The organism is Microbacterium sp. NPDC057944, from assembly GCF_042887445.1.
Lineage (GTDB): Bacteria > Actinomycetota > Actinomycetes > Actinomycetales > Microbacteriaceae > Microbacterium > Microbacterium natoriense.
Map to the genome: position 1 here is coordinate 215173 of NZ_JBHVPJ010000003.1, position 20472 is coordinate 235644.

At 71.0% G+C, this 20472-nt stretch carries 16 protein-coding genes; 9 read left to right on the top strand and 7 right to left on the bottom strand.

What is annotated here, in order from left to right; all coding sequences use genetic code 11:
* Positions 1-3 precede the first annotated feature (3 nt).
* The 8 genes from ACFVRO_RS18180 (at position 4) to ACFVRO_RS18215 (ending at position 12165) form a co-directional block, all read left to right on the top strand.
* Positions 4-1002: an ABC transporter permease gene (locus ACFVRO_RS18180; RefSeq protein ID WP_386954963.1), complete on the top strand. Its 999-nt coding sequence runs from the start codon at positions 4-6 to the stop codon at positions 1000-1002.
* Complete coding sequence (locus ACFVRO_RS18185; RefSeq protein ID WP_386954966.1) at positions 1002-2912, top strand: dipeptide/oligopeptide/nickel ABC transporter permease/ATP-binding protein; 1911 nt, start codon at positions 1002-1004, stop codon at positions 2910-2912. The genes ACFVRO_RS18180 and ACFVRO_RS18185 overlap by 1 nt, the downstream gene beginning before the upstream one ends.
* Entirely contained in the window at positions 2909-3952 is a 1044-nt protein-coding gene (locus tag ACFVRO_RS18190) for an ABC transporter ATP-binding protein (protein WP_105672280.1), read from the top strand. Before ACFVRO_RS18185 ends, ACFVRO_RS18190 begins: the two co-directional genes overlap by 4 nt.
* A gap of 19 nt (positions 3953-3971) precedes the next feature.
* Positions 3972-7304: a serine hydrolase gene (locus ACFVRO_RS18195; protein ID WP_386954968.1), complete on the top strand. Its 3333-nt coding sequence runs from the start codon at positions 3972-3974 to the stop codon at positions 7302-7304.
* On the top strand, positions 7304-8419 hold the full coding sequence (locus ACFVRO_RS18200) for a M20 family metallopeptidase (protein ID WP_386954971.1): 1116 nt from the start codon (positions 7304-7306) through the stop codon (positions 8417-8419). Before ACFVRO_RS18195 ends, ACFVRO_RS18200 begins: the two co-directional genes overlap by 1 nt.
* Positions 8416-9291 (top strand): GNAT family N-acetyltransferase, encoded by an 876-nt coding sequence (locus ACFVRO_RS18205; protein ID WP_386954974.1) that lies wholly within the window; start codon positions 8416-8418, stop codon positions 9289-9291. The genes ACFVRO_RS18200 and ACFVRO_RS18205 overlap by 4 nt, the downstream gene beginning before the upstream one ends.
* On the top strand, positions 9288-10394 hold the full coding sequence (gene menC / locus ACFVRO_RS18210) for an o-succinylbenzoate synthase (RefSeq protein WP_386954977.1): 1107 nt from the start codon (positions 9288-9290) through the stop codon (positions 10392-10394). Before ACFVRO_RS18205 ends, menC begins: the two co-directional genes overlap by 4 nt.
* 148 nt (positions 10395-10542) lie before the next feature.
* Positions 10543-12165, top strand: a complete 1623-nt coding sequence (locus ACFVRO_RS18215; RefSeq protein WP_386954980.1) for a helix-turn-helix domain-containing protein — start codon at positions 10543-10545, stop codon at positions 12163-12165.
* 197 nt (positions 12166-12362) lie between these two features.
* Here the strand turns inward: ACFVRO_RS18215 and ACFVRO_RS18220 are convergent, their stop codons facing one another.
* The 5 genes from ACFVRO_RS18220 to rsmA all read right to left on the bottom strand — a co-directional run bounded on the left by ACFVRO_RS18220 (position 12363) and on the right by rsmA (position 16755).
* Positions 12363-12782 carry a hypothetical protein gene (locus ACFVRO_RS18220; protein ID WP_386954983.1) on the bottom strand — a complete coding sequence of 140 codons (420 nt, stop codon included), beginning with the start codon at positions 12780-12782 and terminating at the stop codon, positions 12363-12365.
* Positions 12783-12893: 111 nt separating this feature from the next.
* A complete protein-coding gene (locus ACFVRO_RS18225) occupies positions 12894-13742 on the bottom strand; it encodes a universal stress protein (protein WP_386954986.1) in 849 nt (282 codons plus the stop codon).
* Between the two features lie 138 nt (positions 13743-13880).
* Complete coding sequence (locus tag ACFVRO_RS18230) at positions 13881-14813, bottom strand: 4-(cytidine 5'-diphospho)-2-C-methyl-D-erythritol kinase (RefSeq protein ID WP_386954990.1); 933 nt, start codon at positions 14811-14813, stop codon at positions 13881-13883.
* Positions 14814-14820: 7 nt separating this feature from the next.
* Positions 14821-15888, bottom strand: a complete 1068-nt coding sequence (gene mgrA / locus ACFVRO_RS18235; RefSeq protein ID WP_386954992.1) for an L-glyceraldehyde 3-phosphate reductase — start codon at positions 15886-15888, stop codon at positions 14821-14823.
* A gap of 9 nt (positions 15889-15897) precedes the next feature.
* On the bottom strand, positions 15898-16755 hold the full coding sequence (rsmA, locus tag ACFVRO_RS18240) for a 16S rRNA (adenine(1518)-N(6)/adenine(1519)-N(6))-dimethyltransferase RsmA (RefSeq protein WP_105672286.1): 858 nt from the start codon (positions 16753-16755) through the stop codon (positions 15898-15900).
* A 36-nt stretch (positions 16756-16791) separates the two neighbouring features.
* Between rsmA and ACFVRO_RS18245 the strand changes: the two genes are divergently transcribed.
* Positions 16792-18015, top strand: coding sequence for an MFS transporter (locus ACFVRO_RS18245; protein WP_386954995.1), 1224 nt, complete (start codon positions 16792-16794; stop codon positions 18013-18015).
* Here the strand turns inward: ACFVRO_RS18245 and ACFVRO_RS18250 are convergent.
* Positions 17997-18872: a TatD family hydrolase gene (locus ACFVRO_RS18250; protein ID WP_386954998.1), complete on the bottom strand. Its 876-nt coding sequence runs from the start codon at positions 18870-18872 to the stop codon at positions 17997-17999. The genes ACFVRO_RS18245 and ACFVRO_RS18250 overlap by 19 nt on opposite strands.
* A 3-nt stretch (positions 18873-18875) precedes the next feature.
* Positions 18876-20453: a methionine--tRNA ligase gene (metG, locus tag ACFVRO_RS18255; protein ID WP_386955001.1), complete on the bottom strand. Its 1578-nt coding sequence runs from the start codon at positions 20451-20453 to the stop codon at positions 18876-18878.
* Positions 20454-20472 lie beyond the last annotated feature (19 nt).

The following is a 20472-nucleotide window of genomic DNA, read 5'->3' on the forward strand; positions in this document are numbered from 1 at the left end:
CCGATGGCCAGCACCACCACCACTCAGGCGATCCTGATCAGATCCGCACGGTCGGACAACCCGTGGGTGTCCTTCCTGGTCCGTCGCGGAGGACAGTTCATCCTCTCGGTGTGGGTGCTGGTCACGGCTGCCTTCCTCATGATCCACCTGGTCCCGGGCGACCCGGTGCGCGCTGCGCTGGGGATGAACGCCCCCGTCGAGTTGGTCGAGGCGCGCCGCGCAGCGCTCGGCCTCGACCAGCCCCTCGCCGTGCAGTACGTCCGCTACATCGGCGGACTGTTCACGGGAGACATGGGCTCGTCGATGCTCACGAGCCAGCCTGTCTCCGAGATCATCTCCACCCGTCTGCCCGCGACCCTCCAGCTGGCGATCCTCGCCGTCCTGCTCGTCCTGCTCGTCTCGGTCCCGCTCGGCGTGACGATGGCCGTCGCCACGCGCGGCGGCCGACGACGCGGCCTCGAGCTGGGCTTCGCGACCGGCAGCGTCGTCCTCGCGGCCATCCCGGAGTTCCTGCTCGCGGTCGGACTCGTCTACATCTTCGCCGTCTCCCTCGGCTGGTTCCCGGTCGCGGGCAACACGGCGCCGCTCGCCCTCGTGCTCCCGATCGTGGCGCTCGCGCTCGGACCGATCGCCGTGTTCTCGCGGATCATCCGCGTGGAGGTGCTCTCCGTGCTCGGTCAGGACTTCATCCGCACCGCGAGGGCCAAGCGGCTCGCCCCTCATCGCATCTACTCCCGCCACGCCCTCCCCAACGCGATGACCGCGACGCTCACGCTCACCGGTCTCCTGCTGACGGGAATGGTCGCCGGCACCGTGCTCGTGGAGAACGTGTTCGCGTGGCCGGGGCTGGGCACCATGATCGTGCAGTCGATCCTGTCGAAGGACTACTCGGTCGTCCAGGGCATCGTGCTCGTCTACGGCGTCGGCGTGCTGCTCGTGAACCTCGTGATCGACGTCATCCTCGCGATCCTTGATCCTCGCTCCACCATCCGGGAGGCCTGATGTCCGCGCGCACCGTCTGGGCGGGCATCGTCCGCTCGCCCCTCGGGATCACCTCCCTCGCCCTCGTGACCCTCGTCGCGCTGACCGCGATCCTCGCCCCGATCCTCTGGGGCGCGCAGGCGGAGCAGGTCGACCCCACCGCCATCACGCAGGGTCCCAGCGCCGCCCATCTCCTCGGCACCGACGCTCTCGGCCGCGACGTGCTCGCCAGGGTCATGGTCGCCACGCGGCTGTCCGTGCTCCTGGCCGTCATCGCCGTCGTCATCGGCGTGACCGTCGGCGCGATCCTGGGAACGGCCCCGTCCGTGCTCCCCCGATGGGCAGGACGCCCGATCGCCGGGTTCGTGAACATCGCCGTCGCCTTCCCCGGGCTCCTCCTCGCTCTGTTCTTCGCCGTGATCTTCGGCGTCGGGACGACCGGCTCCGTGCTCGCGATCGGCTTCGCGATGGCCCCGGGCTTCGCCCGCCTCACCCAGACGCTCTCCTCGGCGATCGCCGGGCGCGACTTCATCTCCGCGGCGCAGGTCGCGGGGGTCTCCCGCTTCCGGATCCTGATCAGGCACATCCTCCCCAACATCGGAGAGCCGCTCATCGTGAACGCCACGGTCGCCGCCGGCTCCGCCCTGCTCGCCTTCGCCGGGCTGTCGTTCCTCGGACTCGGCGTGCAGGTCCCCGCCTACGACTGGGGCCGACTGCTCGGAGAGGGCCTCAACCGCATCTACCTCAACCCGGCCGCCGCACTCGGCCCCGCGGTCGCGGTCGTGATCGCCGGACTCGCCTTCAACCTCCTCGGCGAGACCGCGGCCGCCGCGCTCGGCGGACGCTCCGCCCGGCGCCGTGCGCGGCTGCCCCTCGCCGCCCGCAGCGGCGCCCCCGTGCCCGCGCAGGTCGACGGCGAAGAAGTGGTGCTCCGCGTCGACGACCTGCGCGTCTCCTTCCCCTCCCCGGCCGGATGGCTCACGCCGGTGCGCGGCGTGACCTTCGACATCCGCCGCGGCGAGGCGATCGGTGTCGTCGGCGAGTCCGGCTCCGGCAAGAGCCTCACGGCGCTCGCGGCCGCGAAGCTGATCGAGACCCCGGGACATGTGTCGGCGGCCGCCCTCGACTTCTGCGGCACGTCGCTGCTCACGACACCCGACCGCGCACTCCGCGGACTCCTCGGCACGTCGCTGGCCATGGTGTTCCAGGACCCGATGACCTCGTTCAACCCGACGCGGCGGATCGGATCGCAGCTCGCGGAGGCCGCGTCGGAGCATCAGGGTCTGAGCAGACGCGCGGCGATGGCCAGGGCGGTGGAGCGGCTGCAGGCCGTGCGCGTGCCCGCGGCCGAGCGGCGGGTGCGCCAGTTCCCGCACGAGTTCTCCGGCGGCATGCGCCAGCGCGCGATGATCGCGATGGGTCTGATGAACCACCCGCGCCTCATCATCGCCGACGAGCCGACCACGGCCCTCGACGTCACCGTCCAGCGCCAGGTGCTGCAGCTGCTCGCGACGGTGCGGCGCGACACGGATGCCGCGATCCTGCTCATCAGCCACGACATCGCCGTCGTCGCGCAGACGTGCGACCGTGTGCTGGTGATGTACGCCGGACGCATCGTGGAGGATCTCCCCGCCGGAGTCCTGCACTCCGATGCGCAGCATCCGTACACCCGTGCGCTCCTGGATGTGATCCCGGAGCTCGACACCGACCGCGACATCCCCCTCCGGACCATCCCAGGGCGACCGCCCGCACCCGGCGCCTTCCCCGCCGGGTGCGCGTTCGCGGATCGCTGCCCGATGGCATCCGCGCTCTGCCGCGAGAGCGACCCGGAGCTGACGGTCGCCTCCGACGGCCACCGGGTCGCGTGCTGGCATCCGGTCACGAAGGAGCCCGCGACTCCGCGGCTCGAACGAGAGGCGGCGACCCGATGAGCGAACTGCGCTTCGACCACGTCAGCGTGCGCTTCGGCTCGCACCGGTCGGGTCTCACGGCCGTCGACGACGTGAGCCTCGTCGTGCCGACCGGATCGGTCGTCGGCCTGGTCGGCGAGTCCGGTTCGGGCAAGTCGACCCTCGCCAGGGCGGCGATCGGACTGGCCCCGATCAGCGAGGGCGCGATCACCCTCGACGGCGCCGACGTCCGCGGATTCCGTCGGCGCCGACCGATCCAGATGGTGTTCCAGGACCCCTTCTCGTCTCTCGATCCGAGGATGACGATCGGCGAGTCGATCTCCGAGGCCCTCCCCCGCGAGCTTCGCCGACCCGCCGCGCGCCGCGCCGAGGTCGCGCGGCTGCTCGAGCTGGTGAGCCTCGACCCGGAGCGCGCCTCCTCGCTGCCCGCTGCACTGTCCGGAGGGCAGCGTCAGCGCATCGCCCTCGCCCGAGCTCTCGCGGCCCGCCCCGAGGTGATCATCGCCGACGAGATCACCTCTGCTCTGGACGTGTCGGTGCAGGGCTCCGTGCTCAACCTCGTGCGGGAGCTGCGGGGCGAGCTCGACCTCACGATGCTCTTCATCTCCCACAACCTCGCCGTGGTGCGGTACCTGTGCGATCGCATCGCCGTGATGTACCTCGGGCAGATCGTCGAGACCGGACCCACCGAGCAGGTGCTGGCCGATCCGCAGCATCCGTACACGAAGGACCTGCTGCAGGCCGCGCCGACCAGGACAGGCGATCTGCTCGCGATCGACCCCCTCGCCCCGATCGGCGTCGAGCCCGCCGATCCGCACGCGCCGCCGAGCGGATGCCGGTACCACCCGCGCTGCCCGATCGGGCCCGCCGCCCGCCCCGACCGTCAGCTCTGCCTGACGTCGGCCCCCGTGCGCCCCCACGGTCTGCACGGCGCGGCCTGCCACTTCGCCGGCACGGATTCGACCCTCCCGATCGGAACTGTGCCCGAACCCCAAAGCACCTCCGCTGTTTCGGACGCGGGCACAACACGCCACGCCCTCGCAGCGGACACAGTGGACTGACCTTTCGATTGGAGCCCTCATGACCCGCGTCACCGTCGACGACCTCCTGTCCATCAGCTCGCCGGAGCAGCCCGCCCTCTCCCCCGACGGGTCGCGCGTCGTCTACGCGCTGCGCACCGCGGACAGGGAGGCCGACGGCTACACCCGCTCGCTCTGGCAGGTGCCGGCCGCGGGAGGCGATCCCGTCCGGCTGACCCGCGGCACCGCGGACACGTCGCCCGTGTGGAGCCCCGACGGGTCGCAGCTCGCGTTCCTGCGTGCGCAGGACGGCCCGGCCCAGCTCTGGCTTCTGCCCGCGGACGGTGGGGAGGCGCGCGGCCTGACGACGCTGCCGCTCGGCGCAGGAACCCCGGTGTGGAGCCCCGACGGCACCAGGCTCGCCTTCGCCGCGCCGGTCGACAGCGCCGCGCTCCCCGGTGACGACGCCGCGACGATCCTCGCCAGGCGCTCGGCGCCGAGCGCCGCGGATCGTCTCGGCTACAAGGCCGACGGCGCGGGGAACCTGGGCACGCTCGTGCAGCAGCTGCACGTCGTCGATGCGGAGTCCGGCGCCGTCACCGCGCTCACCCGCGGTCACGCTCACGCCTCCGACCCGTTCTGGTCGCCGGACGGCGAGCTGCTCGCGTTCTCGTCGTCCCCCGACGACGACGCCGACCTGACGATGCGGATCCAGGTGCACGTCACGTCCTCAACCGACCCCAACAGCGCCCCGATGCGGGTCAGCGCCGACGACGTCCAGGCGAGCGCGGTCGGCTGGACGCCCGACGGGCTCCACATCGTCGCCGCCGGACGCACGAACACCGAGGTCGGCAACGCCGGTCTCCTCCTGTTCCCCGTCGGCGGTGGCTCGCCGGTCGACCTCACCTCGTCGGTCGACCGCAACGTGATGCCCGGCGGGCCGGGCTACCCGGGCGGCATGCCCCGGTTCTCCGACGACGAGACGCTCGTGTTCTGCCTGCGCGACAACGGCTACACCCACCTGTACCGGGTCGCCGTCGACGGCTCCGGCATCCGTCCCCTCGTGGACGGCACCGCGAACGTCTCCGGGCTCTCGGTGGCGGGTCCGACCGCGGCGATCGTGCTCGCGACGCCGGACTCCTTCGGCGACGTGGCCGTCGTCGACATCGCCGACGGGGGGATCCGCACCCTCACGTCCTACGGCACGACCGACCTGCCGATCCTCCGTGCCGAGGAGCGCCGGTTCACCATCTCCGACGGCACCGTGGTCACCGGCTGGCTGCGACGGGACCCGGATGCCGAGGGCCCGGTGCCGCTGCTGCTGGATGTGCACGGCGGCCCCCACAACGCCTGGAACGGCGCCGCGGATCTGACCCACCCGTACCACCTGGTGCTCGCGCAGCGCGGCTGGGCGATCCTCACGATCAACCCGCGCGGCAGCGACGGCTACGGCGATGCGTTCTTCTCCACCGTGTCCGGAGGGTGGGGCGTGCGCGACGCGAACGACTTCCTGGAGCCGATCGACCAGCTGGTCGCCGAGGGTGTGGCCGACCCCGCCCGCCTCGCCGTCACCGGCTACAGCTACGGCGGCTTCATGACCTGCTACCTCACCTCCCGCGACGATCGCTTCGCGGCTGCCGTCGCCGGCGGCGTCGTCACCGACCTCTTCTCGATGGGCGGCACCTCCGACGTCGGCCACTACCTCTCCGCGAAGGAGAACGGCGGACTCCCCTGGCGCGACGAGGAGCGCATCTCGGCGCAGTCCCCGTACGCGCACGTCGACAGGGTCGTCACCCCGACCCTGATCCTGCACGGTGCAGCCGACGAACGCTGCCCCGTCGGACAGGCCGAGCAGTGGTTCGCCGCCCTGCGCGAACGCGACGTCCCCACGCGCCTGGTGCTCTACCCCGGCGGTGCTCACCTGTTCCCGCTGTCGGGCCCGCCGTCCCACCGCGCCGACTTCTCCCAGCGGCTCATCGACTGGGTCGAGCAGTACGCCGCCGCGGCCGGAGTCCGCGGCCGCGCTCGGCTCGACGCCCGGCACTGGCAGCAGCGGCTCAGCGTCCTCGCCGCCGCGCACAAGGTCCCCGGAGCGACCCTCGGCATCCTCCGCCTCGGGGAGGATCCGGTCTACGCGCATCACGGCATCCTGAACGCCCGCACGGGGGTCGCCGTCACCGACGACTCGCTGTTCCAGATCGGCTCGATGACCAAGGTGTGGACGGCGACGGCGGTCATGAAGCTCGTCGACGAGGGGCGCCTCGACCTCGACCGTCCGGTCGTGGAGTACGTCCCCGAGTTCCGCTCCTCCGACGACGACATCACCCGCACGGTCACCATGCGGCACCTGCTGAACCACACCAGCGGCATCGACGGAGACGTGTTCACCGACACCGGGCGAGGCGACGACACGCTCGAGAAGTACGTCGCGCTGCTCGACGGGGTCGCCCAGAACCACCCGATCGGCGCGACGATGTCGTACTGCAACTCGGGCTTCGTGCTCGCCGGCCGTGTGATCGAGAAGATCACCGGCACGACGTGGGACCAGGCGCTGAAGGATCTGGTGATCACCCCGCTCGGGCTCACCCATTCGGCGACCCTCCCCGAGGAGGTGCTGCTGCACAGCGCGGCCGTCGGGCACACCGAGATCGGCGAGGACGGCCCGCAGGTCGCCCCCGCGTGGATGCTGCCGCGGGCGATGGGCCCCGCGGGTCTCGTCTGCTCCACGACGGCCGACGTGCTCGCGTTCGCGCGACTGCACCTCACCGGCGGGCTCGCCGCCGACGGCACCCGTGTGCTCTCCGCGGCGAGCGTGGAGCGGATGCAGCAGCGCGAGGTCGACGTGCCGAACCCCTACACGCTGGGCGATGCGTGGGGCGTCGGCTGGATCCTCTTCGACTGGAGCGGCCGCAGGCTCTACGGTCACGACGGCAACACGATCGGACAGTCCGCATTCCTGCGCGTGCTGCCCGACGAGGGGGTCGCCGTCACGCTGCTGACGAACGGCGGCAACGCGCACGACCTCTACCTCGAGCTCTACGAGGAGATCTTCTCGGAGGTCGCCGACGTGCATCTGCCCGCGGAGCAGGCTCCGCCGCAGGAGCCCTACGACGCCGACGTCTCCGAGCTGCTCGGCACTTACGATCGCGAAGGGGTCCGCTCCGAGGTCTTCGCATCCGAGGACGGCGTGCGGCTGCGCACCACGATCACCGGGCCCCTCGCCGCGCTCCTCCCCGACCCTGTGCAGGAGCACCCGCTCGTGCCGGTCAGGGAGAACGAGTTCGTGCTCCGCCCCGAGGGGATGCAGGCGTGGAACTCCGTCGTCTTCTACCGCCTCGCCACGGGTGAGCAGTACATGCACTACGGCGTCCGCGCGGCGCCGAAGGTCTCGTGATGAGCGTCGGAGAGGTCGTCGGCATCGACCGGCTGATCGCCGACGTCGAGGAGTTGATCCGGTGCGAGTCGCCCTCGGGAGACCTGGATGCCGTGGCCCGCAGCGCCGAGGTCGTCGCCGCCCTCGGAGAACGAGTGCTGGGCGTCGGCCCCGAGCGCATCGTGATCGACGGCAGGACGCATCTGCGCTGGCGCTTCGGCGAGCCGCGGGTTCTCCTGCTCGGACACCACGACACGGTCTGGCCGGTGGGCTCGCTGGAGACGCACCCGTTCACGGTGCGCGACGGCGTCCTGCGCGGCCCCGGCTGCTTCGACATGAAGACGGGTGTGGCGATGGCCCTGCACGCGGTGGCCGCGCTGCCCGACCGCGACGGAGTGAGCATCCTCATCACGGGTGACGAGGAGCTCGGCTCGCCGACGTCGAAGGAGCTCATCACGACCGAGGCCGACGGGTGCTCCGCCGTGTTCGTGCTCGAAGCCGCCGCCGAGGGCGGTCATCTCAAGATCGCCCGCAAGGGGGTGTCGCTGTACCGCGTCGTCGTCACCGGTCGCGCGGCCCACGCGGGTCTCGAACCGGAGCGCGGCGTGAACGCCTCGATCGAGGCCGCGCATCTCGTCCTCGCCGTCGCGGCGCTGGGCGATGCGGATGTCGGCACGACGGTGACCCCCACGCTCCTGCGCTCGGGGAGCACCACCAACACGGTGCCGGCCGATGCCGAGTTCGCGGTCGACGTGCGCGTGCGGACCGTCGCGGAGCAGAACAGGGTCGAGGCCGCGATGCGCGCCCTCCTGCCGCGCACCCCCGGCGCGCTCCTCCGCATCGACGGCGGGCCGAACCGGCCTCCGATGGAGACCTCCTCCTCGGCCGCGCTCTTCGCCCGCGCCCGCGACATCGCGGAGCGCCTGGACCTGACCCCGTTCGACGGAGTCGCCGTGGGCGGCGCGTCAGACGGGAACTTCACGGCGGGGCTGGGCGTGCCCACCCTGGACGGTCTCGGCGCCGTCGGCGGAGGGGCCCACGCCGACGACGAGCACGTCGAGGTCGACATGATCGCCCAGCGGCTCGCCCTCCTCGAGACGCTCGTCGTCGAGGTCCTGGCTGGACAAGGGGCATGACCATGACGGACGACGTCGCACAGAGGTCCGCGCGCGACGAGGCCGCCGACCTCGCGAGGGCCGCGGCCGACGCCGCGGGCGTCGAGATCCGCCTCCTCTCGACGGTGACCGAGTTCGCGCAGGTCGCCGCGCTCTTCCAGAGCATCTGGAGCGCAGGCGGTGATCGGATGCCGGTGAACGTGGAGACCCTGCGCGCGCTGTCGAAGTCGGGCAGCTACGTCGGAGGGGCGTTCGACGGCGACGAGCTCGTCGGCGCGTGCTTCGGCTTCTTCGCCGCCCCGGAGCGGCGTGCGCTGCACAGTCACATCGCGGGCGTCTCGCAGCGCATGCGCGGCCGCAGCGTCGGCTTCGCCCTCAAGGTCCACCAGCGCTCCTGGGCGATCGACGAGCAACTCGACGAGATCTCCTGGACCTTCGACCCGCTGATCAGCAGGAACGCGTACTTCAACCTCGTCAAGCTCGCCGCGACGCCGACCGCGTACCACCGCAACTTCTACGGCCACATGAGCGACGCCCTCAACGGCGACGACGACACCGACCGGATGCTCGTCACCTGGTACGTGCACGATCCGCGGGTCGCCGCGGCCTGCCGGGGCGAGTCCTCGCGGGACTCCGACTCCGCCCCGGAGGGCGAGCCGCTGCTCACCGTCGGCGACGACCAGGACCCCGTGCGGCATCCGACCGGGGCGCGCTTCGTGCGGGTCTCGCTCCCCCGCGACATCGAGTCGCTGCGGCTGACCGCTCCCGAGCACGCGACGCACTGGCGTCTCGCGCTGCGCGACACCCTCGGAGATCTGCTCGACGACGGAGCGCGCGTGCTCTCCTTCGATCGCACAGGCACCTACACCATCGACAGAGGAGAACTGCAATGAAGCTCACCGGATTCGAGCTCCGCGTCATCGAGATGCCGCTGGTGTCGCCCTTCCGCACCTCGTTCGGCGTGCAGACGGTGCGCGAGGCGCTCATCGTGCGCGCCGTCACCGACGAGGCCGAGGGCTGGGGCGAGGGCGTGGCGATGAACAATCCGCTCTACTCCTCGGAGTACGTCGGGGCGAGCGTCGACGTGATCACGCGCTTCCTCCTGCCCGCGCTGGCCCAGGTGAAGGACCTCGACGCGAACGCCGTGGCGCCGACGCTGGCGAAGTTCAAGGGCCACCGGATGTCCAAGGCGGCCGTCGAGCTGGCGATCCTCGACGCCGAGCTGCGGGCGAAGGGCGTTCCGCTGTCGCGGGAGCTGGGCGCGGTGCGCGACGCCGTCGACTGCGGCGTCTCGGTCGGCATCATGGATTCGATCCCCGAACTGCTGGATGCCGTGGGCGGGTACATCGACGAGGGCTACGTCCGCATCAAGCTGAAGATCGAGCCCGGCTGGGACATCGAGCCGGTGCGTGCCGTGCGGGAGCGCTTCGGCGACGACGTGCTGCTGCAGGTCGATGCGAACACCGCGTACCACCGCGGAGATGCGCGGCACCTCGCTCGACTGGACCCGTTCGATCTCCTGCTGATCGAGCAGCCCCTCGACGAGGAGGACCTGATCGGCCACGCCCAGCTCGCCGAGGCCATGACGACCCCGATCTGCCTGGACGAGTCGATCGTGTCGGCAAGGGCCGCTGCGGACGCGATCGCCCTCGGCGCCTGCTCGATCGTGAACATCAAGCCGGGCCGGGTCGGCGGCTACCTGGAGGCCCGCCGCATCCACGACGTCTGCGTGGCGAACGACATCCCCGTGTGGTGCGGAGGGATGCTGGAGACGGGCATCGGCCGCGCCGCCAACGTCGCCCTCGCCGCCCTCCCCGGCTTCACCCTCCCCGGAGACACGTCGGGGTCAGGCCGCTACTACTCGAGCGACATCACCGATCCGTTCGTCGTCGAGAACGGCGCGCTCCGCGTGCCGACCGACGCCGGCATCGGCGTGACGCCGCACGCGGACGCTCTGGACGCCGTGACCACCCGGACGGAGTGGATCACGTTCTGACGCGCTGATCCCACCCGGACCTGTGGGGCCCGACGAAACATCGGTATTCTTTCGTCGTGCCCCACAGGTCCCCCCTCCCCGCACGCCGCCTACTGTGGGGTCCGTGCTCATGTCAGTGACGACACGACCCCGCGCCAGCCTCGGCCGTGTGATCGAAGATCTCGGCAACACCCTGCTCGAGGTGGTGAGCGGCGCGGCCGACAGCGACGTCGAGATCGAGACGGTCATCATCCACGACGTGCTCGACGACGCGATGCCGATGCGCGGCGCCCTCGTCCTCGGCGTCGGGCTGAGCGATCCGGAGGAGATCGCCGAGCTGCTCAGGGTCCTGGGCTCCCAGCAGGCTTCCGCGCTCGTGCTGCGCGCCCCGGTCAGGGCCGAGCCCTCGGTCACCGCCGCGTCGGAGGAGACCGGCATCCCCGTGCTGGCGCTCACGCGAGGCGCGTCGTGGGCACAGCTGACCGCCATGCTGCGCTCCCTCATCGCGGAGGGCGACGTCGGAGACCAGGGGGCGCAGACGCTCGGAGGGATGCCGTCGGGCGACCTCTTCGCGCTCGCCAACGCGATCGCGACGCTGCTGAACGCCCCCGTCACGATCGAAGACCGCAACTCCCGCGTCGTCGCGTTCTCCGGGCGACAGGACGAGGCGGACCCGGCCCGCATCGAGACCGTGCTCGGGCGGCAGGTGCCGGAGCGGTTCTCGCGCCAGCTCGAGGAGCGCGGCGTCTTCCAGGAGCTCTACCGCAGCGAGGACCCCATCGACGTCGGCCCCGTCGAGAACACCGAGGGACTCCCCTCGTATCCGCGAGTCGCCCTCGCGGTGCGCGCGGGCGACGAGATCCTCGGGTCGATCTGGGCCGCCGTGCAGGAGCCGCTGTCGTTCGATCGCGTGCAGGCGCTGAAGGACTCCGCCGGCCTCGTCGCCCTGCACATGCTGCGTCTGCGGGCCGGCGCCGATGTCGAGCGCCGCCTGCGGGCCGACCTGCTCGCGACCATCCTGGAGGGCGGTCCCGGCGCCTCGGACGCGACCGCCCGGCTGCGGCTGAACGACCACAGCTGCGTCGTGCTGGCCCTGTCGGCGTCGGATCAGCTCGGCGCGGATGCCTCGGCGGACGCCCGCAGCATCGCCGAGCGCCACCGCATCGCCGACGCGTTCGCGGTGCACCTGGGCGCGGTCTACCTCCGGTCCGCGGTCGCCCTGATCGGCAACGTCGTCTATGCCGTCGTCGGCATACGCCCTGGACACAGCGACGCCGACATCCGGGCCGCCAGGGTCGCCGCCGATTTCCTCGGGCGACTGGGGGCCACCAGCGAGATCCGGGTCGGCGTCGGAACCGTCGCAGACGACAGCACCGGCATCCCCTCATCGCGCGCGAACGCCGACCGCGCGCTGCGGGTGCTGCGGCAGTCACCGCAGCGCGAGCCGGTCGCGCTCTTCTCCGCGGTGCAGATGGAGGCCCTGCTCGTCGAGCTCGGCGACCTCGTGCGCGCACGAGGGGAGCGCCCCACCGGTCCGGTCGCTCTCCTGATCGAGCAGGACAGGGAGCGCGGCACGCGTCTCGTCGAGACGCTTCGGGCCTGGCTCGACGCCTTCGGCGATGTGAGCGTCGCCGCCGCGCGCGTCTACACGCACCCGAACACCTTCCGCTACCGGCTTCGTCGACTGTCGGAGATCAGCGGTCTCGATCTCTCCGACCCCGATGCGCGGTTCTCCGCGATGGTGCAGCTGCGGCTGCTCGCCGCCGACGCGAACGCAGGCTCTCAGCGATAGTCCGATATTTCTCCCAGCGATCTCCCAGGTCGAAAGCGTGTCCCCCATTTGGGGGACATCGGAATATCGGGTTAGTCTCGAAGAGCAGCTGGGGCTGTCTGCTGGGTTCTGGGGACGCAGCGTGACTGAAGCACTCCGCAAGGAGGCTCGCGCCCTCCCGGGGACCCGAAACCCGAGAGGGCGCGACACGCGCCCCCTCAGCCGCGGGGAGCGAGCCCCGCGTACAGCAGCCCCCCGGACTGCGGGTCCGCAAGCACCAGCACGTGCTCCCCCACCCGCGGGATCTCCAGACGCGACACCAGCGCCTGGATCGCCACGGCCTGCGCCCCCACCTGGAGCGTCAGCACGATGCTCGGGTTGTCGTTGATCGTCTGCCCGGTGTCCTGCATCCCGAGCACGGTCGCCTCCTGCGTCGGCACGCCGGCCGCCCGCAGGGCCGCCACGTGCTCCGCCTGATGGATCGACGACGTCGCCTGCTTCATCGCGTCGGTGAACTCGCTGCCCATGAAGGCCTTCGTCATCTTGCCCATGAACCCCCGCCCGGCCGCGATGTCGTCGGCCATCTGCATGGCCTCCTCCTGGCGGTCCTGCGGCGACTTGCGGTTGAACAATCCCATGATCACTCCCTGTGGTGGTTTGCGTACCGCCACGCTAGGAGACTCCGGCGTCTACCGATCACGGGTCCGCATGAACCGCCGATGAACGTCCGGCTTCGACGGAGAGCACGGTCACCGGACGATCGCGGTCGCGGTCGCGAGCCTCGCGAGCACCTCATGGCTGATCGAGCCGAGCAGGAACCTCGCGATCGGCCCCCGGCCGTGCGACCCGAGAACGGCCAGCCGGGACGTCGCCGCGATGCCGTTGATCACCTCCGACGGATATCCGCGCTGCGTCCTGGCGTCGATCCGAAGGTCGGGATAGTCCTGGCGGAGACCGGCGAGCGCGAGGGCGAGCGTCTCCTCGGCCATCGCGTTCATCGACTCCAGATAGCCGTGGGGGTAGGCGCCGCTGTGCCGGGGCGCGGCGACGGGAGTCCAGGTCGTGACCGCGATGAGCGGCTCGCCCAGCCGGTCGGCCTCACTCGCCGCGAAGCGGACGGCGGCCTCCGACACGGGCGATCCGTCGACGCCCACGACGACACCGGTCCGTCCCACGGCGTCGAGGTCGTGGTCCGGCACGACGACGACAGGGCAATGGGCTCCCGCGGCGATGCGGATGCCGTGCACCCCGCGCGCAGGACCCGTCCCGGGGCCGCGATAGTCGCTGCCGATGACGAGCAGAGCGGACGACCTCGACGCCTCGACGAGAAGCGCGACCGGGTCTCCGGCATCCGTCCGCGTCTCGACCGACAGTCCGCGGGCGCGCAGCGTCTCCGCCTGCCCCTGGAGGAACTCCTCCGTCTCCTGCAGCGCGTCGGAGATCACGGACGACGCGCCGACGGCGCCTGCCGCGCCTCCGACGATCCCGTACAGCACGATGTGCTGCTCCCGGTCCGCTGCACGCTGGGCGGCCCAGGCGATCGCATGGGCTCCCGCCGATGACTCCACCGCTCCGACGATGATCGCTTCAGACATCATGACTCCCGTCCGGAACGCCGTCATGACGGCACCTGACCGCCGAAGGACGTCCTCTCCTCACCGTATCCTCGGCGCCGTCGCACGGGTGGGCCGCAGAGCCGGGGATATTCCCGGTCCGGCGTGGCTCGGCGGTCGGGCTCAGCCCATGATGCGGGCGCCGGGCACCGGGCCGTGCACGTGGAGCGCATCCACCCCGGCCTCGCGCAGCGCGGCCTGGACGTGCTGCGCGCTCTCCGGATCCGCGCACAGCAGCGCGATGGTCGGGCCGGAGCCCGACACGATCCCCCGCAGCGCCCCTGCGCGGATGCCGTCCAGGATCGTCTGCTCCAGATCGGGGCGCACGTCGAGCGCCGCCGTCTCCAGGTCGTTGAAGAGGCACTCCGCGAGCGCCTCGGGGTCGCCGGACCTCAGCGCCTGCAGCACCGCGACAGGGACGTCGAGAGACAGCGGAGGATCGTCGGCGAGCGCGCCCTCCTCGTCGCGGAGGGCGTCCAGACGTCCGTACACGACCGGCGTCGACAGCCCCTCCTCGCTGGTCACGAGCACCCAGTCGAAGCGTCCGCGCGCGAGCGCGGGATTCAGCTGATCGCCGCGCCCCGTGCCGACGGCCGTGCCGCCGTGCAGCGCGAACGGCACGTCGGCGCCGAGCCGGGCCGCGAGCTCGTGCAGGCGCGCCTGCGAGAAGCCCGTGCCCCACAGCGCATCGCACGCGACGAGCGCCGCCGCCGCATCCGCCGAGCCGCCGCCCATCCCGCCCGCGACGGGGACGCTCTTGCGGATCTCCAGCGCGACGCCCCCCTCGTAACCAGTGGCGGCCGCGAGCAGCTTCGCCGCCCTCATCGCGAGGTTGCGGTCGTCGAGAGGCACCGCATCCGGGTCCTCCACTCCGCGCACGACGAGGGAGAAGTCGTCCGCGTGCCTCGCGATCACGTCCTCGTAGAGGGAGACCGCCTGGAACACCGTCGCCAGCGCGTGATAGCCGTCGTCATGCCGTCCGCCGACGCCGAGGTACACGTTGATCTTCCCCGGTGCGCGCACGTGCACGCGGGGCGACGACGATGCCATGCTCATGACCCGCTCAGAGCTCCGAGGACTTCGCCCACAGGTTCACGTCGATCGCGCCGGCCAGCTCGTCGATGCGCGCCAGCTCCTCGACGGTCAGCTCGGGACCGTTCACCGCGGCGATGTTCTCGTCGAGCTGCTCCGGACGGGAGGCGCCGATGAGGGCCGAGGCCACCACCGGGTCGCGCAGGGTCCACTGCAGTGCGAGCTGGGCCAGCGACTGGCCGCGCTCGCGCGCGACCTCGTTCAGCGCGCGGAGCGTCTGCACGGCCTCCTCGGTGAGAGGGGCGTCAGGCAGCGAACCGCGCTTCTGCGCCCGGCTCGCCGTGCCGTCGCCGAGGTACTTGTCGGTGAGCAGCCCCTGCGCGAGCGGGGTGAAGGCGATCGCGCCGAGCCCGCTCTCCCGGAGGGTGTCGGTCAGGCCGTCCTCGACCCAGCGGTTCAGGATCGAGTAGGCCGGCTGGTGGATGACCAGCGGGGTGCCGAGTTCCCTCGCCACCTCGACGGCCTCCGCCGTGCGCTCCGCGCTGTACGAGGAGATGCCGACGTAGAGCGCCTTGCCCTGACGGACGAGCGTGTCCAGCGCGCCGACGGTCTCGGCGATGGGCGTCACGGGGTCGACCCGGTGCGAGTAGAAGATGTCGACGTAGTCGAGCCCCATCCGCGTCAGCGACTGCTCGGCGCTCGCGAGGATGTACTTGCGGCTCGCGAAGTCGCCGTAGGGGCCGGGCCACATGTCCCATCCCGCCTTCGACGAGACGATGAGCTCATCGCGGTACGGACGGAAGTCCTCGGCGAAGATGCGGCCGAAGTTCTTCTCCGCGGATCCGTAGGGCGGGCCGTAGTTGTTCGCGAGGTCGAAGTGCGTGATGCCGTTGTCGAACGCGTGACGCAGCAGCGCGCGCTGGTTGTCGAGCGGGATGTTGTCGCCGAAGTTCCACCACAGGCCGAGCGAGATGGGCGGGAGGTACAGGCCGGAGCTGCCGACCTGGCGGTAGCCGAACCGCTGATAGCGGCTCTCGTCGGCCGCATACGGGCGGTGCAGTTCGGGAACGTCGGGTCGGAAGCGCGGAGACTCTGTCACCGTGCCAGATTAGTCCTCCGCGGCGGACAGGGCGTGCTGAGCGATGCGCTGATAGTCATCGACCGTAAGATCCTCGCCGCGCGCCGTCGGGGCGACGCCGGCGGAGACGAGCACGGCGGATGCCGCGGCGGAGCTGCCGAAGAGCCCGGACAGCGCCTGGCGGAGCATCTTGCGACGCTGGTTGAAGGCCGCGTCCACGATCTCGAAGGTGCGCCGCCTCTCCTCGATCGGGCCGCGCTCGCCCTCGGCGCGGTCGAACCCGACCAGGAGGCTGTCGACGTTCGGCACGGGCCAGAAGACCTGGCGCGACACGGTGCCCGCGAGCTTCCACTCGCCGTACCAGGCCGCCTTCACACTGGGGGCGCCGTAGATCTTGGAGCCCGGCTTCGCCGCGATCCGCTCGGCGACCTCGGCCTGGACCATGACCACTCCGCGCTGCAGATAGTCGAAGTTCTCCAGGAAGTGCAGCAGCACGGGGACCGAGACGTTGTAGGGCAGGTTCGCGACCAGCACCGTCGGCTCGCCGGGCAGTTCGGTGATGCGCAGCGCATCCGCGTCCACCACCGTCAGCCGCTCGGGGTCGACCCCGTGCTCGACGGCCGTCTGCGCGAGACGGGCGGCGAGACGGTGATCGATCTCGACGGCGGTGACGGATGCCCCCGTCTCGAGGATCGCGAGGGTCAGCGACCCGAGGCCGGGGCCGACCTCCACGACGCGCTCCCCCGGCTGCACGCGGGCCGCGTGCACGATCTTGCGCACGGTGTTGGCGTCGACGACGAAGTTCTGTCCGAGCTTCTTGGTGGGGGTGACGTCGAGCTCGGCGGCAAGACTGCGGATCTCGGTGGCGCCGAGGAGGGTGACGGTCATCCTCCCATTGTCCCCTACCCTCAGTAGTCTTCTGGGATGCCCTCCATCGGTGAACTGATCGCGCCCCGCCGCATGGGTCGGGACTTCCGGTGGCTGCTGGCGTCGTCGTGGACGAGCAACGTCGGAGACGGGGTGGCTCTCGCCGCCGCTCCCCTGCTGATCGCGTCGATGACGTCCTCGCCGATCCTCGTCGCCGCCGGCGCCATCCTGCAGTTCCTGCCGTGGCTGGTCTTCGGCCTGCACGCGGGGGCCATCGCCGACCGCTTCGACCGCCGCCGCCTGGTGATGATGGCCAACGCGGCGAGAGCCGTCGTGCTGCTCGCCCTGTGCGTCTTCCTGGTGACGGGCACCGCGAACATCTGGGTCGTGCTCGCGGTGGCGTTCCTGTACGGCACGGCCGAGGTGTTCGTCGACACCGCGGGCAGCACGCTGCTGCCCATGTTGGTGCAGCCGGCCGACCTCGGGATCGGCAACGCACGGCTGCAGGCCGGATACCTCGTGGCGAACCAGTTCGCCGGCCCTCCCCTCGGTGCGTTCCTCTTCGCGGCGGGCACGGCGTGGCCGTTCCTGCTGGAGGTCGTGTGCGTGGGGTTCGCCGTCGTGCTCATCTCCCGCATGGCGAAGACGCCGGTGCCGCGCGAGACCCACGCCCCCGTGCACACCGACATCGCGGAGGGCGTGCGCTGGCTGTGGCGCAATCCCCCGGTGCGGATGCTCGTGCTGATCATCCTGCTCTTCAACGTCACGTGGGCCGCCCCGTGGGGCGTGCTGGTGCTCTACGCGACCGAGCACCTGCACATGGGGCCCGTGGGCTACGGCGCCCTCACGACGGCGTCGGCGGCCGGCGGTCTGCTCGCCACGGTGAGCTTCGGCTGGCTGGAGCGCCACGTGTCGTTCGCGACGCTCATGCGCGTGGTGCTGTCGCTCGAGGTGATCATGCACCTCGCGTTCGCCCTCACCACCGCGGGCTGGGTCGCCCTGATCATCATGTTCGTCTTCGGCGCGTACGCGTTCGTGTGGGGCACGATCTCGACGACCGTCCGGCAGCGGCTCGTACCCGCGGCTCTGCAGGGCCGGGTGGCCTCGGTCAACATGGTCGGGGTGTTCGGCGGCATGGTGATCGGCCAGGCGCTCGGCGGAGTGATCGCCGAGGTGTGGGGTCTCACCGCGCCGTGGTGGTTCGCCTTCGCCGGAGCGGCCCTCACGCTGCTGTTCGTGTGGCGGCCCATCTCCGCCATCGTTCAGGCGAAAGCGCCGTAGACGCGGAGCGTGTTGGCGGCCAGCTGCGCGCACAGCTCGTCGACGTCGACCTCGAGCTCGGCGGCCATGAAGCGCACCGTGATCGGCACGAGGTAGGGCGCGTTCGGGCGCCCGCGCAGCGGAGTCGGGGTGAGGAACGGCGCGTCCGTCTCGACGAGGATGCGCTCGATCGGGGTCACCTTGAGCGCATCGCGGAGGTTCTGCGCGTTCTTGAAGGTCACGTTGCCGGCGAACGACAGGTGGTAGCCGGCATCCGCGCAGGTCCTCGCCATGACGTCGTCGCCGGAGAAGCAGTGGAAGACCGTGCGCTCGGGCGCGCCGACCCTCGCCAGCGTCTCCAGCACGGCGTCGTGCGCGTCGCGATCGTGGATCTGCATCGCGATGCCGTGCTTCTTCGCGAGCGCGATGTGCGCCTCGAACGACTCGAACTGCGCATCCCTGCGGTCGGGCTCCGTGCGGAAGAAGTCGAGCCCCGTCTCGCCGATCGCACGCGTGCGGGGGTGCGCCGCGAGCTCGTCGATCACCGCGATCGCCTCGTCGAGGCGCCCCTGCTCCGCGTACACGGGGGCGTCGTTGGGGTGGATCGCCACGGCCGCGAGGACGCGGGGGTCGGATGCCGCCGCCTCCACGGCCCACCGTGACGACTCGATGTCACCCGAGGCCTGCACGACACCGGCGATGCCGACGGCCTGCGCCCGATCGAGCTGCTCCGTCAACGAGAGCGGCTCGTCGCCGTCGAGGATCTCCAGGTGCGCGTGGTTGTCGTACACCGGGACGGCGAGGGGCTCAGGAGCCGCGGGGTACCGCAGATCCTTGCGCCCGTCGCCGGCCCGGGACTGCACGTAGGTGTGAGCCATGGGTCAGACGGTCGACTCCACCCGCGGGAACAGCGGTGCGAGACCGTTGACGCTCGTGCCTGGGCGCAGCACGCCCCAGGCTCCGGCCTCGCGGATCGGCTGGTCCTGCAGACGTCCGAGCGTCTCGGCCGCGCCCAGCGCGATCCACAGCTTCTCGGTCGACTTCGGCATCACCGGCGAGAGCAGCACGGCGAGGGCGCGCAGCCCCTCCGCGCACGTGTACAGCACGGTGCCGAGGCGGGCGCGCTGATCCTCGTCGCGGGCCAGCGCCCACGGCTCGTTCTCGGTGATGTAGCCGTTGAGCGCGTCGACGATGGTCCAGATCTCCTTGATGGCCTCGTCGATGCGGAACTGCTCGATCGCGGCGTCCGCGTTCGACGCGGCATCCGCGACGATCCGCTGGATCTCCAGGTCCTTCTCGGTGTACTCGGCCGCGGGCGGCACGATCCCCTCGAAGTACTTCTCGATCATCGCCGTGGTGCGCGAGGCCAGGTTGCCGAACCCGTTGGCGAGCTCGGCCTGGTAGCGGGCCGACAGGTCCTCCCAGGAGAACGAGCCGTCCTGCCCGAACGCGATCGCCGACAGGAAGTAGAAGCGGTACGCGTCGGAGCCGAAGACGTCGGTGATCTCGGTCGGCGCGATGCCGGTGAGCTTCGACTTGGACATCTTCTCGCCGCCGACGAGCAGCCAGCCGTGCGCGAACACGCCCTTGGGCACGTCGAGCCCCGCGGCCATCAGCATCGCGGGCCAGATGACGGCGTGGAAGCGGAGGATGTCCTTGCCGACCACGTGGTACGCGGGCCAGCGGCGGGCGAACGTCTCCTCGTCCTCGCCGTAGCCGACGGCGGTGGCGTAGTTGAGCAGCGCGTCGACCCACACGTAGATGACGTGGGAGCTGTCCCACGGGACCTCGATGCCCCAGTCGAACGCGGACCGCGAGATCGACAGGTCCTTGAGCCCCTGGCGCACGAACGAGACGACCTCGTTGCGGGCCGACTCGGGGCGCACGAAGTCGGGCTCCGTCTTGTACAGCTCGAGCAGGCGGTCCTGGAACTCGCTGAGCTTGAAGAAGTAGTTCTTCTCCTGGAGCAGCTCCAGCGGCTTCGAGTGGATCGCGCAGACCTTCAGCCCCTCGAACGGACCGATGCCGTCGAGGATCTCGGACTCGGGCTTGAACTCCTCGCAGCCCACGCAGTACAGCGCCTCGTACTCGCCCGCGTAGATGTACCCGCGGTCGTAGATGGCCTGAACGAACTTCTTCACGCGCTCCTCATGCCGCGCCTGCGTGGTGCGGATGAAGTCGTCGTTCGCGACGTCGAGGGTCGCGAGCTGCGGGAACCATGCCTCGGTGACGAGCTTGTCGACCCACTCCTGCGGCGTGACGTTGTTCGCCGCCGCGGCGCGGAGCATCTTCTGCCCGTGCTCGTCGGTGCCCGTCAGCATCCAGGTGTCGTCACCGCCCTGGCGGTGCCAGCGCGCGAGCGCGTCGACAGCCACCGACGTGTACCCGTGGCCGATGTGAGGCACATCGGAGGGGTAGTAGATGGGCGTGGTGATGTAGAACGATTCGCCTGCGGGCATGGGGACAATTCTAGGTGGG

Coding starts and splice junctions, on each gene's coding strand:
- ACFVRO_RS18180 (WP_386954963.1), top strand. CDS start 4: ATGGCCAGCACCACCACCACTCAGGCGATCCTGATCAGATCCGCACGG.
- ACFVRO_RS18185 (WP_386954966.1), top strand. CDS start 1,002: ATGTCCGCGCGCACCGTCTGGGCGGGCATCGTCCGCTCGCCCCTCGGG.
- ACFVRO_RS18190 (WP_105672280.1), top strand. CDS start 2,909: ATGAGCGAACTGCGCTTCGACCACGTCAGCGTGCGCTTCGGCTCGCAC.
- ACFVRO_RS18195 (WP_386954968.1), top strand. CDS start 3,972: ATGACCCGCGTCACCGTCGACGACCTCCTGTCCATCAGCTCGCCGGAG.
- ACFVRO_RS18200 (WP_386954971.1), top strand. CDS start 7,304: ATGAGCGTCGGAGAGGTCGTCGGCATCGACCGGCTGATCGCCGACGTC.
- ACFVRO_RS18205 (WP_386954974.1), top strand. CDS start 8,416: ATGACCATGACGGACGACGTCGCACAGAGGTCCGCGCGCGACGAGGCC.
- menC (WP_386954977.1), top strand. CDS start 9,288: ATGAAGCTCACCGGATTCGAGCTCCGCGTCATCGAGATGCCGCTGGTG.
- ACFVRO_RS18220 (WP_386954983.1), bottom strand. CDS start 12,782: ATGGGATTGTTCAACCGCAAGTCGCCGCAGGACCGCCAGGAGGAGGCC.
- ACFVRO_RS18225 (WP_386954986.1), bottom strand. CDS start 13,742: ATGATGTCTGAAGCGATCATCGTCGGAGCGGTGGAGTCATCGGCGGGA.
- ACFVRO_RS18230 (WP_386954990.1), bottom strand. CDS start 14,813: ATGAGCATGGCATCGTCGTCGCCCCGCGTGCACGTGCGCGCACCGGGG.
- rsmA (WP_105672286.1), bottom strand. CDS start 16,755: ATGACCGTCACCCTCCTCGGCGCCACCGAGATCCGCAGTCTTGCCGCC.
- ACFVRO_RS18245 (WP_386954995.1), top strand. CDS start 16,792: ATGCCCTCCATCGGTGAACTGATCGCGCCCCGCCGCATGGGTCGGGAC.
- ACFVRO_RS18250 (WP_386954998.1), bottom strand. CDS start 18,872: ATGGCTCACACCTACGTGCAGTCCCGGGCCGGCGACGGGCGCAAGGAT.
- metG (WP_386955001.1), bottom strand. CDS start 20,453: ATGCCCGCAGGCGAATCGTTCTACATCACCACGCCCATCTACTACCCC.